This is a genomic window from Flavobacterium sediminis, assembly GCF_003148385.1.
Classification (GTDB): domain Bacteria; phylum Bacteroidota; class Bacteroidia; order Flavobacteriales; family Flavobacteriaceae; genus Flavobacterium; species Flavobacterium sediminis.
In genome coordinates this window covers 2,623,933-2,638,695 of the sequence record NZ_CP029463.1, presented here as the reverse complement: position 1 = coordinate 2,638,695, position 14,763 = coordinate 2,623,933, and the positions used below count along the sequence as shown (strand labels likewise).

Genomic DNA, 14,763 nt, shown 5'->3' with positions numbered 1-14,763 from the left:
TTTGTTGTGTCTTAATTTATTAATGGCATTTTAATTATAAATGTACTTCCTTTTCCTTTTTCACTTTCTACATAGATCTGACCGTTATGGTCTTCTACTATTTGTTTCACATAAGCTAAGCCCAGTCCATGACCTTTTACATTATGCAAATCGCCCGTGTGTTCTCTATAAAATTTTTCAAACACTCTTTTTTGGGCTACTTTACTCATTCCTGCTCCCTGATCCTGAATCTTGATGAGTATATAGTCTTTGATATTTTCTGTATATACATCAATCACAGGAGCATTCGGCGAATATTTGATGGCATTGTCCAAAATGTTCACCAAAACATTTGTAAAATGCGATTCGTTTAATAATATGGTTGTTCTTGTAGCCTCTAAATGCTTGGTAATTGTTCCATCCCGATCTTCAATCAATAAACTAACGTGTTCTATAGCATTCTCCAGAACTTCCATTACATCTGTCGGCTCTTTATTGATATCCAATTCGTTTTTCTCTAATTTCGAAATTCGCAATACGTTTTCAACCTGAGCATGCATTCGTTTGTTCTCATCTTTAATCATCTGAAGATAACGCTGAACCTTATCCTTATCCTCAATAATTTTAGGATTCTTAATTGCGTCTAAAGCTAAGTTGATCGTTGCAATAGGCGTTTTAAACTCATGCGTCATGTTATTGATAAAATCAGTCTTAATCTCTGAGATCTGTTTTTGTTTAATCAATTGCTTCAACGCACTCATATAGGTCAACACTATAACCAAAGTAAACAAAAGTGAAAGTAACGTTAGACCAAATATTTTAGAAAAAACGAATTTACTTTTTTGCGGAAAGGAAACCAGTAACTGGTAATTTACTTTTCCGTCTCCGTCTTTAAAGATCGGTATGCCGTACGTTTTATTCTTATCATATTTAAAACTCTCTGAACGAACTTTTGTTGCCAAGCCATTACTGTAAATCCCGAATTCAAACGGTGTTTTAATTCCGTAATTATCTAGTTCCGTTTTTAATAAATGATGTAATTCTTCAGCACTTATTCGGGACTGGATCGGTCTTGCAGAAACAATATCTTTCATCGCCAACTCAAAATTAGCTTTATCCAGACTAGACAGTGAACCTGATTTCCGTATCGTTATATCCGGGGTTTTATTCAGTTGTCTGTGATTATTATCAAAAACATCTCCGTTATAGACTTCTGTTTTTCGGTTAGAAACAATATTCTTTACCCATAACGAATCTGCATTTTTATCAAAGAACGAACCGTTAATTCCATAATTTTCAGATACTAATGTACTGGTGTAAATTATAGTTTCATTGGTTTTAATATCTTTCTCATAAAAGAGAATTTCTTTTAATACATTAGTTTCCGGTTCTTTACCAATGCTGTCTTTAATTTTATTGTATTCAGTTATAAAGTTTTTTAATTCACGTGAATTTACATTTTCTGCCACGTGACTTACTACTTGTTGTACCTGATACTTAAATTGTTCATCATTGATCCTCAATGATGTATTTATCCAATAAAGCTGAACCGTAATGATTCCTATTAAGGATAAACTCATCAAAAGAGCCAGCAACCTAAACCTTGTCTTATTCATCAATACAAATTTAACTTTTTAACATTTCTTGTTAAAAAACATTAACCAAAGATTAACAAAAAGATGCTTTTTTACGATTTTCTTATTTTTAAGAAAATATTATCAATTTTTTTTAAAGTGTCCTGCAATTCAATATTCTGAATTACAAAATCACTCATTTTAGCTTTATCTTCATCCGACATTTGGTTCTGAATCCTGTCCAAAACTTGTTGTCTTGTCAGACCATCCCTAGCCATTGTTCGTTCCACTCGCAATTCTGTCGGAGCTGTCACCAGAATAACATAATCACAATCTTTATGACCTCCGGTCTCAAATAATATCGCCACTTCTTTCACTACAAAAGGCTGCTCTTTATGTTCTTGCAACCAATCGGAGAAATGCTGTTTAACTTTAGGATGTATAATCTGATTAAGCTTTTCTAACTTTTCCGAATCATTAAATACTATATTTCCCAGTTTTTTACGATCTATCTGTCCTTCAGTATTTAAAATCTCTTTTCCGAAAAATTGTATTATTTCTGAAACCGTCTCCGGTAACTCAGCTATTTTTTTAGCTTCTGAATCGGAAACATAAACAGGAATCCCTTTTTGAGCAATATAACGAGCTACCGTTGTTTTACCGCTACCTATTCCTCCTGTTAAACCGATTATTTTTGTCATTTCTTTATCTTTTAAAAAAACAATTCCGGATGCGCTTCCTCCGGTGCTCTCTTCAAAACGTTTATATTCCAAAAAGATTTAAAAAAACCTATCCCATATCCATAGAACTGTATTATTACAGCTATTATACTATATGTAGCAATTTTTATGCTTTTGGTTACAAATAAAGAAGAAAAAAAAAGTACTATAATGTAAAACAGGTAAACTTCAATACCTATATACACTCCGAAAACGGTTAAAAGAATTGACACAATGAAGCCAAACAAAAAAAGTGTAGGAAACCAGAAAGTCAGTTTTTTATATTCCGGATACCAGAAATTTAAGATGGGACGGGCTTTTCCGAATTTATTCACCTGAATAAAAAATTTATTCCAGTCAATACGTCTTTTATGAAATACATAGGCTTCTGAAATCAATCGGGTTTTATAGCCGAGTTTCCAAAGACGAATTGACAAATCCGGATCTTCTCCTGGGTGTATGTTCCCAAATCCTTTGGAAGCCTGAAAAGCTTTAGCAGAAAGTCCCATATTGAAACTTCTGGGTTGAAACTTCCCTATTTTTTCACTTCCTCCCCGTATCCCTCCTGTTGTCAAAAAAGAAGTCATGGAAAAATTAATAGCTTTTTGTACGTCAGAAAAGGTATCCAAAGCTGCATCCGGACCTCCGAAACAGTCTACATATTCTACATTTAAATACTCTTCTACTTTCTTTAGGTATTGTTCAGGAATAATACAATCTGAATCAAGGATAATATAGTAATCACCTTGTGCCTTTTGCATCCCGAAATTCCTGGAATCTCCGGGTCCTGAATTGTCTTTATAAAAATAGCTGACGTTTAGCTTCCCTTTGTATTTCTCTATGACCGATCTGCAATCAATCTTTGAGCCATCTTCTACCACAACAACTTCAAAGGGCTTATTATAATCAAGCTTTGATAAACTTTCCAAAAGTTCATCTATTTCATCCGGACGGTTATAAACCGGAATTATAAAAGAAAAGTGCATTCCGTTTTTTTAACAAATATAAGATATCTGGAAATAAAAAAAGCCCCGAAAGTATCGGAGCTTTTAAATTAGTGTTTTATTAAAGTTATTGTTTCACTACTTTTAAAGTATTTGTGTTATCTCCTACCTGAACACTTACAATGTAAGTACCGGCAGCTAAGGATGTCATATCTACCTGAGTTGAAGCCGCATTAGCTTTTTGAACCAGAACTTCTTGCCCTAAAAGATTCATAACACGTACTGCTGTAATATCAGACGAATACTCTAAATTTAAAATATCTTTTACTGGGTTAGGATAAGCTTTAAATGTATTATTACCGAACGATGCTGCACTTAAAGATGCGTCATACGCCGAAACCTGAAAAGATCCTTCTGTATCATTAGCATATTCCCAAACACTTACATACAATACTTCTCCCGGAGTTTGACCTGTTAATGCAACTAAAGAAAAGTTTCCGTCTGCACTATCATCATCATCACATTCAATCAAAGTTAGTGATCCGCAAGAGCCACTATAAACAGCCATTCCTGTATCTGTTACCGAACTTCCGTTTGCCGAATCGTTATTGGTTTCTATTGTTATACTTCCTGAAGCCGGAACTGTAACAGTATACCAAACATCTCCTCCGAGATAAAGAGCACATCCCGGTGCTGTTTCTCCTGAGTCTGTTGCCGCTGTATTATATCCGATTACTGCATTATCAGCAAAAACACCTCCCGGCGTTAATACCGTAGCATTTGCACATTCATCATTAGCTGGCGGACAAGTATATGTTATTGTCCCTGAAGACAACGTACATGACCCGTCTTGTTCATTTGTAATTAAGAACGATAGCGATGCTCCTTCAGCATAAGGACCGAAAGTCTGAACTCCTGTTGCTGAAATAGCTGTCAAAGTCGTTGTACCATCAGTAATAGAAACTGAAGTAGCCGTTCCTAAATCGGTTAAATCTACATCAACTGAGAATTGTGTATTATTACAATCCGGAATAACAGCAAATATAGCCGTAGGATTAACACAAGTAGCACAAGTTACAGTAAAGTCCCACTGTGTAGAGAACGAAGCATCTCCGCAGCTAACCGAACCATCCGAATCGATCTCTACATAAATAGCATCAGAAGTACTATCAAAAGTCAATCCCGTTAGATCCCCTCCGTTATTTCCTTGGTATAGTAGTGCTCCTGTATTGTCAGTACCATCATAAATTAAAATATCATCACAACAAGATTCGATATCTCCTCCGTTAAATGTAATTCTTAACGGGCTTCCGTCGTCAGAAATAAACACCCATGTTGTTGTATCATTATTATCATAACAGTAAACAGTATTCAATGGCGTACCACAAATTATTTGCGCCGGTGTTCTGAAAGTCACAGGCCCTACCCATGAACTATAATTTCCTGAACCACAATCGGCTCTTACATAAGCTTCATAAGCTGTATTAGAAGTCAAACTATTATCTGTTACTGAAAAACTTGACACAGCTGTACCATTAGCTGTCGGTATTCCGGTTCCCTGTGGTTGAATCACATATTCAAAATCATTCTGAAATCCGGTAGGGTCATTCCAATCCAACTGAGCCGAAGTCGGTGAAAGAGCTGTCGCAGTAAAAGAGTTCGGACTAACACAAGTAGCACAAATCACTGTAAAATCCCACTGAGTAGTGAACGAGCCATCTACACAACTAACCGAACCGTCTGAATCGATTTCTACATAAATTAAACCGGAAGCACTATCAAAAGTTAAGCCTGTTAAATCTCCTCCGTTATTCCCTTGGTACAATAATGTTCCTGTGTTATCACTACCTTGATAAATTAAAATATCATCACAACAAGATTCGATATCTCCTCCGTTGAATGTAATTCTTAGCGGACTTCCGTCACTAGAAATAAATGACCATGTTGTTGTATCATTATCATCATAACAATAAACTATATTCGATGGCGTACCACAAACTATTTCTGTCGGAGTTGTAAATGTAATTGGTCCAACCCAAGAACTATAATCTCCACCACCGCAATCGGCTCTTACATAAGCCTCATAAGCGGTATTAGGGGTTAAGCTATTGTCTGTTACTGAAAAACCTGACACAGGTGTTCCGCTACCTGTAGGCGTTCCGGTTCCCTCAGCCTGAATCACATATTCAAAATCATTTTGAAATCCGGTAGGATCATTCCAATCCAACTGAACAGAAGTCGATGAAATTATAGTTGCCGCAAAAGTATTCGGATCAATACAAGTCGGTGATTCATAAATCGTAACTAAAATATTAGCCCAATTAGCCGACGACCCGGAATAAGTCTGATTGAACTCTAGATCCAAAGTTCCGTCTACACTAGGATCATAAGGACCGAAAAAAGTACCTTCAAAAGTTAAAGTCGTGCTTGAATTACTACTTGCTCCACCTGAAGTTGCTGTTGCAAAAAAAACAGATCCGGCTGCTGTTGTAGCAGTTAACTGAGCTTCTTCCGAATAAGGAAAACCACTCACTTCTGACCAATCTAGCGTTACCTGAAAAGAAGAATATGATCCTGTTGCGGACGTTGGAACTCCGGCACTATTTGCAGCATCATTAATGTTCAAAGTCACAGGAGAACCTTCCTGTACTACTATAGGTCCTGCTATTGTCCCAAATGAATATTGAGCCTGAAGGGATATACCCGATAGGAACAGAACTAAAAGAAGGGTAATTTTTTTAATCATACGTATTGTTATTTTATTATTATTTTTTTTACGCAATTTATAAATAAAATAACAAAAAAATAAAAAATAGACTATTTTTAACTTAAAAAGAAAAAAATAACATTATTACAACCTTTTAAGATCTACCATACCGCCCAAATATATATTCATATAAAATAAAAACCCCGTCTTTAAAAAGACGGGGTTTTTCAAGAGTTAATCAATTAACATCCTTATTGTTTAATAACTTTTATTGTCTTGATCAAATCACCTGCCTGAACATTTACAATATAAGTTCCGGCACTTAATGAAGTCATATCTATTTTTGCAGATGTAGCATTTACCTTTTTAGCAAATACTTCCTGACCTAATAAATTAAGTACTCTTACTTCATCAATAGTAGCTTCATATTCTAAATTCAGAATATCATTTACCGGATTTGGATAAGCTACAAACTGAGCTTCATTATCAAATGTAGCGTTAGATAATGTAGAAGTCACATCGATAGTAAACTGTCCTTCTGAAGAATCTGAAAAACTACTATAATGACCAATGTTTATATAATATGTTTCTCCGAGTGTAGATCCGGTAATTGTATAAGTTTCTCCTGTTCCGCTACTGTTTGAATCAGCATTTCCTACGCATGTAAATGTACCGCAAGAACCTGTATAAACTCCAATCTCGGCATCCCAATAACTCATATTCGTTAATTCAATAGTTATATCACTACCATTCCCTACTACTGTATACCAAACACCATCATTCATTCCGCTTCCACAAGCTGTTACCATTCCTGCATTATTAGTTGCTCCTAAAGCATCTTGCGAATTTGTATAAGGTAATGATGTTATTTCAATTGCTGTAGAACAACTATCGTTAGCCGGTGCAGGTGGCTGTGTTCCTACACAAATATCAAATGTAGTTTGCTCAGTGTTTGTTGAGCTCCAACCGTAAACTGCTACAAGGTACGTATTCCCGATCGTTAAGCCTGTTACATCATAAGTATTAGGATCACTACTACCTATTAGAGATAATGCTGAACATCCGCTTGTTCCGTCAAAAACTGCCATTCCCATATCTATTGAAGTTCCTACTACTGCAACAATATTTGATAATGTAATTCTATGTTGTGTACTGGTTGCTACAAAAGAGAACCATACATCATTATCAGGTGTACCAGACACGCTAAATGTTGGTTCAATTCCTGAATCAGTGGCTGCTTCATTTGTAGCTGAAGTAACAACTGCACATGAATAATCAGCGTTTACAGTCAACGCTACAGCATTATCACACTCGTCATTAGCCGGTGGTACTGCAGTTGTTGTAAATGAGATTGTTACCCAATCACTTCCACAATCTGTTCTGACATGGAAATAATAAGTTGTTTCAGGTGTTAAAGATATTTCATTGTAACTTTCTCCTGAAATAGGTGTTCCTGCTCCTGTAGGATCAGTTGCACTATTATCTAATACATATTCGTAATTTCCTGTAGTTGCACCCCAAGTAAAATCTGCAGTAGTATCGGTAATATTACTTACAACTACACTAAAAGGTGGTTGACAGGCAGGAGTTAGATCTATAGAAATATCATCCAATGAAATATACCATGGAGCACTATTGATGTTTCCTTTTATTCCTACATAATATACACCATCTGCTGAAGGTGTAAAATTACCCTGTATCTGTTGATAGTCTCCGTTTACGATTCCTGTTGCTGCCACTATCGCGTTTGTCATCGAAGCATCGTCCGGATTAAGACCGTAGCTTATAGCTATATCTGCATTTGCAGCATTTGCACCGTCTTGACGCGCATACAAGTCTACTGTATAACTTGTACCACCTATCAATTCAACCGGAATAAATAACCAATCTTCATTAGAATATCCTAGATATGCATTCCAAGAACCGGTTCTCGGTGTTCTATTATAACTTGTCGCTGAAGTATTAGCCGTCCATACCCCTGATCCACTCAATGATTCCTGATACAAACAACCAGCAACAGTAGTTGCATCTGCATACCCTGATTCAAAGCCTTCAAAATAAGGAATTGTATAAGGATTACAAGGTGTGTCAAAATTAATTGGACCTACCCAAACACTATAACTTCCTCCACAATCTGCTCTTACATACGCTTCATAAGCTGTATTTGAATTTAAAGAATTATCTGTTACAGTGAAACTACTTGAAACAGTTGTACCATTACCGGTAGGCACTCCTGTTCCCTGTGGCTGAATAACATATTCAAAATCATATTGGAAACCTGTAGGGTCAACCCAATTTAATTGTGCTTCTGATGCTAAAACATTTGACACTGTGAAATTACTCGGAGGAATACAAGTTGGCATTTCTGTTACCTCAATATTATCTAGAGCCATATCCCCATAAGAATCTGTCCCTCTTACAGCTCTGAATCTTAATCTGATTATTCCTGTATAACCTGACAAATCTACTGCCTTGAACTCCCAAAGATCAGTCTCAGCCGTTTGTTGTTCTCCTGAAATAACTTCTAGATCATTTGTCCATGTTGTTCCGTCGAAAATATCAACATGCAAATCACCCATTGTTGATCCGTACATGTGGTAATAAAACTGTACTGCCGGAGATGTTAAAGCACTAACATCTACAAACGGAGTATATAGCTCTGCTACATCTCCTGCTAATCCTGAAGTAGCTTCAGTATAAAAATAGTTGGTTCCGCTATAAGCACCTGAAGGCCCTGTTAATGATGAAGGTGTTGATCCACTACCATCAACATTCCATCGGAATAGTGACGAAGTTCCTGTCGGATTTGATACCCAACAATCTGCAATAGATGAACTTGTCGTTGTGGATGCTGATTCCACATCATACAACCACGGAGCTAAAGCAGGTGCACAACTTGTTGTAAAAATAACAGAATCAGTCCATTCACTATAATCTCCACCACCACAATTAGCTCTTACATACACTTCGTAATCTGTAGCCGGTGTTAAAGAAGAATCCGTAACTGAAAAACCTGAAACTGCTGTTCCCGATCCTGTTGGCACTCCTGTTCCTACCGGTTGGATCACATATTCAAAATCATTCTGAACTCCAGAAGGATCTGTCCATGATAAATAAACAGAATTGTATGTAATATTGCCTACTGCTAAATCTAAAGGTGTATAACAAGAAGGAGCTTCCGTGATTTCAATATCATCTAAAGACATATCGCCGTAATAATCTGTTCCTCTGATTCCTCTGAATCTTACCTGAACAACCCCTGTATAACCCGATAAACTTACTATTCTTTGCAACCAAGGATCTGCTCCATCAGTTTGTTGTTGTCCGATAATCACATCTACATCATTAGTCCAAGTTGTACCGTCAAAAACATCCACATGTAACTCTCCCATAGTTGCTCCATACATATGATAATAGAATTGTACCACAGGAGTAGTCAATCCACTGATATCAACATCAGGAGTATATAATTCTGCTATATCTCCGGTAGATCCTGAAGAAGCTTCCGTATAGAAATACTTACTTCCGCTATAGGCACCTGTAGGTCCTGTTGAGAATGAAGGTGTTGATCCACTACCGTCAATATCCCATCGGAATACTGAAGAATCTCCTGTAGGATTAGATGACCAACAATCTCCTATTGAAGAATTTGTTGTTGACGCAGCAGTTTCAACGTCATAAGACCACGGTGCTACAAATGTTGAACACAAAGTTGTAAATGTAATCGGACCAACCCAAGCACTGTAATCTCCTCCGCCACAATTAGCTCTTACATAAACTTCATAAGTAGTATTTTCATTTAATGATGTTTCAGAAACTGATGTTCCGGAAACTGCCACTCCATTAGCCGTAGGCTCTCCGGTTCCTGCTGCCTGAATCACATATTCAAAATCATTCTGAGTACTTGGATTTGCCGTCCAAGAAAGATCTACAGAAGTTGTTGTCAAATTAGACGCCATAAAATTCTCAGGATCCAAACATGTTGGCGCCGGAATTAAAGTTGTCGTTAAACAAAAATCTGTTGATTGCGGAGAAGGCCAAGTAGAAATCTGTAAATAATACGTTTCTCCGGCAACAAGAGGATCTGAATCAAAAGTAATATCTTCTGTTCCTGATGTAGTTGCATATCCCATACAGGTAGCAGTACCAGACTCCGGACAACCACTTGTCAGTCCAAAACCTGTCCAATCATCATGACCAGTTAATACAAAACTAAGAGTCTCTCCTGTTTCAGAAGCCACATAATAGAACAAATAATCATCTCCTCCATCATAATTTCCTAAACAAGGATTACTGCTATTGGTATCACCTCCTTCAGAAGTATTACCACATTGCTGTGTTCCGGGTGTCAATAAGACCGCCCCTGCACAGCCTGCTTGTGAAAACATATTAACTGTCACAAGCAATGTTAAAATTGTTAAAAAACAAGTAATTTTTCTCATTTATGTTATTTTTTTAATAAAGTGCGCTAAAATACATATTTAAATATTTTAAAATCACTTTTTAAAACATATTAACTTTTAGTAAGTAAATTTTTTACTACAAAATAGAAAAAGATAATCTATTTAACAATTATTAGTTTATTAAATAAAAAAACTCCATCCTTACGGATGGAGCTTAGTATTTAGATTTTAAATCTTTAAAAAGAATTTACTGCTTAACTACTTTAATTGTTTTAACTGCATCATTAACAGTTACATTTACAATATAAGTACCTGCACTTAAATCGTTCATATCAATTTGTACATCTGTTGAATCTACATTATTTTTATTGATAACGACCTGACCTAATAAATTAACGACTTTTACGTCAGTAATTTCAGTTGAATATTTCAAATTCAACACATCTTTTACCGGGTTAGGATAAGCCATGAAACCATTTGATTCAAATGATTCTGCACTTAACTGAGCTATGATATTAACTGTAAAGTCGAGAGTTACACCATAAGAACCTGAAAAACAAGGATCAGGTGGTACTTGTCCGGAATCAGCTGTTCCTATACGCATTCTATGTTGCCCCAATGTTGCACCAGGTGCTAAATAAAATGAAGCATCAAGTGTGGTAGGGTTAGCAGACGTGCTTGTTCCTGTGTATACTTTTTCAGTTACGTTATCAAAGTTATAATCATCATTAAAATCGATCCAAATATTTGTATCGTAAGTATAACCTGTTGCGAAATCAATTAAAACAGAAGCCGTTACATTTTGTTCTAAATCAACAGATGTCGCTGTATGATCATAATATGTAACATCCGGTGTTCCAAAACCTGTTGAATTAATAGTTACATTCGTAATTCCTAAATCATCATTAGAAGTCGGTACAGAATCACAGTAACAACCTGTTGCAGTTGTAGTAAATGTAACTTCAGAACATCCTACAGCATCTCCGTTGTCATTATAAGGAGTAACTGTAAAGTAATATGTTGTGTTAATCAACCCTGTGAAATCATATGTAATTGCAAGACCTAAGTCTACATTATCTAAAACATCATTTCCTCCTGAAGTAGTTCCGATAGTTAATTTATAACCATTCGCACCGGAAACACTATCCCAAGATAAAACAGTTGGATTATTACCACATGATGCATCAGGTGTAGCAACTACATTTGTAGCACAATCCGGTGGTAAAACCGGTGACAATCTAATCTCAAAATTATCAATAGAGAAGTCGATATCCGCAGAACCGTTTGACGATCCTTCTACCGCTCTATATGCAAATCTTACGACCATACCGGCATAAGCATCCAAATCAATGATATTTACCGTACCTGTGTTTGACGGAACATTTGTATTATCATAAGTATACAACACTGTCCAGTTATCTGTACTGGTAGACACTAATACTTGTACATAGTCATCTGCTTCCCACGCTGTTGTTGGTGCAGAAGTACTTGCATATTGTGCTGCTGCTGCATCAAATTTCAACTCATAGCCAGTTGTAGGGATATCATAAAGCGGTGATAACACCCAATCATTTGCACCTGTTGTATAAATATTGTACTTAAATGCACCTGTTGTACCATTATTTCCGAAACCGTCCGCAGACCATGAACTAGAACCGAATGAAGCTGGTCCAGCTACTAAATCTCCGTTATCTGCTTCTTCCCAACAGTCAGGAACATAAGTTGTAAAATCTTCTAACGTAGGGACAGAATAAACGGCACAAGCTGTAGTAAATGTCACTGGTCCTACCCATGAACTATAACTTCCTCCTCCACAGTCAGCTCTTACATAAGCCTCATAAGTTGTAACCGGAGATAGTGTATTGTCCACTACTGAAAAGTCCGCAACCGGAGTTCCGTTTCCTGTAGGAGTACCTGTTCCTGCCGGTTGGATTACATATTCAAAATCATACTGGAATCCTGTAGGATCAGTCCAATCTAATTGTACTTGGGAATCAGTAACATTAGATGCTGCAAAATTACTAGGCGGGAAACATGCCGGAGCTTCTGTAAACTCAATATCGTCTAAAGACATATCTCCATAAAAATCAGTTCCTCTTACAGCTCTGAACCGTACCTGAATCACCCCTGTATACCCTGATAAGTTTACTATTTTTAGTAACCAAGGATCAGTATCCGATGTTTGTTGCTCACCTAAGATAGCATCTACATCATTTGTCCAAGTTGTTCCGTCGAAAACATCAACATGAAGATCTCCCATTGTAGATCCGTACATGTGATAATAGAATTGAACTACTGGTGATACTAAAGCACTAATATCTACTAAAGGTGTATATAATTCTGCCTCACTACCGGTTGATCCGGAAGAAGCTTCAGTATAAAAATAGTTAACCCCACTATAAGCTCCTGAAGGCCCTGTTAACGACGAAGGCGTTGATCCACTTCCATCAACATTCCATCGGAATAATGATGTAGTTCCTGAAGGATTTGATGACCAACAATCATCTATAGCAGAACTTGTAGTTGTAGCTGCAGATTCTACATCATATAACCATGGTGCTGTAACCGGTGCACAGCCTGTTGTAAAAGTAATAGGTCCTGCCCATCCACTGTAATCTCCTCCTCCACAATCAGCTCTTACATACACTTCGTAATCAGTAGTCGGAGTTAATGAAGAATCCGTAACCGACAAACCTGTAACTGCTGTTCCGGCAGCTGTTGGCGTTCCTGTTCCTGCTGGCTGAATTACATATTCATAATCATTCTGAACTCCTCCAGAAGAATCTGACCATGACAACAAAACTGAGTTAAAAGTAACGTTATTTGCCGCTAAGTTAGTTGGTGTAAAACAAGAAGGTGCTTCTGTAAACTCGATATCATCTAAAGACATATCTCCATAATAATCAGTTCCTCTGATTGCTCTGAATCTTACCTGAACCACTCCAGTATAACCTGATAAACTTACTATTCTTTGTAACCAAGGATCTGCCCCGTCAGTTTGTTGCTGTCCAACGATTACATCAACATCATTGGTCCATGTTGTGCCATCATAAACATCCACATGTAAATCTCCCATTGTTGATCCGTACATGTGATAATAAAATTGAACTACAGGAGTAGTCAATCCGCTGATATCAACATTAGGTGTAACTAATTCCGCTGCATCTCCGGTAGTTCCTGAAGACGCTTCTGTATAGAAATAATTACTTCCGCTATAAGCACCAGAAGGACCTGTTAATGATGAAGGTGTTGATCCGCTACCATCAACATTCCATCGGAATGACGATGTAGTTCCCGAAGGATTTGATGACCAACAATCTTCAATAACAGAACTTGTAGTCGTAGCTGCAGTTTCAACATCATACAACCAAGGTGCAGTGAATGTTGAACATAAAGTTGTAAATGAACCAGCTGCTGACCAACTACTTACTGTACCACCGCCACAATCAGCCTGTACATAAAAATCGTAATCTGTATTTGCTGTTAACGAACCAATAGTTGTAGGGTTAGACACACCTGTTAGAACAGTTCCTGTTCCAGGAGTAAACCCGGCTGGTCCGTATTCTATATTCCAAAGAGTAGCAGAACCGTTTTCTGTCCAAGTCACAACTGCACTATCAGAAGCCAAAGTTGTATATGTCAAGAAAGTCGGTGGTAAACAAGATGCTACATTTCCTGTAATAGAAACTAGCGGTCTTGTAGTTGATGTAGTTCCTGTAGCTGTTGTACAAGGAGACGTTGCTGTATCTGATCTGTAATAAACAGACCCGTTAAATGACAATGTTGAATTAGAACATTGAACATTTTGAGTCCAAGATCCCGATGCATTACCGGCACAAACTTCAATAATCAAATTTGAAGTTCCGTCCCATGTAAAAGGAGTTGTTAAAGGAAAAACAATTGAACCGGCTGCTGTCGGAGTAAAATCCACCGGACCGTAAACTACAGTAGCTCCTGATTCAAAAGTTGATGTTAAAGCAGTTAAAGAGGTTTGAAGAATAGAAATTGTATAATTCTCTTCCAAACCACTGGTCCCAATAGAGGTAGCTACCCAACCGATCTCTGTAATATCTCCTGCTACCAATCCTGAGGCTGATAATTCAGAAGCCAGATACAAAAATTGAGACCTACCTGTTTTATAATAATCCTGTAATGGACTTGGGTAACCAGTAGTCGTGTTAGGCGAACCGTCGTCTGCCCCCACCAAAACCGTACCTGTTTGCGCATTCATTTGTAAGAAAACAAAAAACAGCGCAAAAAATAGCGTAATTTTTCTCATTTTATAATTATTAATTTGTTAAGCGTTGCTAATTTATTAAATTTTAGCATTACTTTTACACTTATTTAACATTGAAATATAAAACCCCATGTAAAAACATGGGGTTTTAACAAATTTCTATCTGAAAGTTAAATTATAGCAACTAAAAATAACTACAA

Annotated in this window: 6 protein-coding genes; all 6 read right to left on the bottom strand. The window is 36.9% G+C overall.

Annotated elements, in window-relative coordinates; translation table 11 throughout:
• Nucleotides 1–11 precede the first annotated feature (11 nt).
• The 6 genes from DI487_RS12195 to DI487_RS12170 all read right to left on the bottom strand — a co-directional run bounded on the left by DI487_RS12195 (nucleotide 12) and on the right by DI487_RS12170 (nucleotide 14,605).
• Nucleotides 12–1,595, bottom strand: coding sequence for a sensor histidine kinase (locus DI487_RS12195; RefSeq protein WP_109569900.1), 1,584 nt, complete (start codon nucleotides 1,593–1,595; stop codon nucleotides 12–14).
• A 71-nt stretch (nucleotides 1,596–1,666) separates the two neighbouring features.
• Nucleotides 1,667–2,254: a dephospho-CoA kinase gene (coaE, locus tag DI487_RS12190; protein ID WP_109570677.1), complete on the bottom strand. Its 588-nt coding sequence runs from the start codon at nucleotides 2,252–2,254 to the stop codon at nucleotides 1,667–1,669.
• 11 nt (nucleotides 2,255–2,265) lie between these two features.
• Nucleotides 2,266–3,258, bottom strand: coding sequence for a glycosyltransferase (locus DI487_RS12185; RefSeq protein ID WP_109569899.1), 993 nt, complete (start codon nucleotides 3,256–3,258; stop codon nucleotides 2,266–2,268).
• Nucleotides 3,259–3,343: 85 nt separating this feature from the next.
• On the bottom strand, nucleotides 3,344–5,962 hold the full coding sequence (locus DI487_RS12180; protein WP_146193464.1) for a T9SS type A sorting domain-containing protein: 2,619 nt from the start codon (nucleotides 5,960–5,962) through the stop codon (nucleotides 3,344–3,346).
• A 212-nt stretch (nucleotides 5,963–6,174) separates the two neighbouring features.
• Nucleotides 6,175–10,365, bottom strand: coding sequence for a fibronectin type III domain-containing protein (locus DI487_RS12175; RefSeq protein ID WP_109569897.1), 4,191 nt, complete (start codon nucleotides 10,363–10,365; stop codon nucleotides 6,175–6,177).
• A 208-nt stretch (nucleotides 10,366–10,573) separates the two neighbouring features.
• The gene (locus DI487_RS12170; RefSeq protein ID WP_109569896.1) at nucleotides 10,574–14,605 is read right to left on the bottom strand and encodes a fibronectin type III domain-containing protein; all 4,032 of its coding nucleotides are present in this window, start codon (nucleotides 14,603–14,605) and stop codon (nucleotides 10,574–10,576) included.
• Nucleotides 14,606–14,763 lie beyond the last annotated feature (158 nt).

Coding starts and splice junctions, on each gene's coding strand:
- DI487_RS12195 (WP_109569900.1), bottom strand. CDS start 1,595: ATGAATAAGACAAGGTTTAGGTTGCTGGCTCTTTTGATGAGTTTATCC.
- coaE (WP_109570677.1), bottom strand. CDS start 2,254: ATGACAAAAATAATCGGTTTAACAGGAGGAATAGGTAGCGGTAAAACA.
- DI487_RS12185 (WP_109569899.1), bottom strand. CDS start 3,258: ATGCACTTTTCTTTTATAATTCCGGTTTATAACCGTCCGGATGAAATA.
- DI487_RS12180 (WP_146193464.1), bottom strand. CDS start 5,962: ATGATTAAAAAAATTACCCTTCTTTTAGTTCTGTTCCTATCGGGTATA.
- DI487_RS12175 (WP_109569897.1), bottom strand. CDS start 10,365: ATGAGAAAAATTACTTGTTTTTTAACAATTTTAACATTGCTTGTGACA.
- DI487_RS12170 (WP_109569896.1), bottom strand. CDS start 14,605: ATGAGAAAAATTACGCTATTTTTTGCGCTGTTTTTTGTTTTCTTACAA.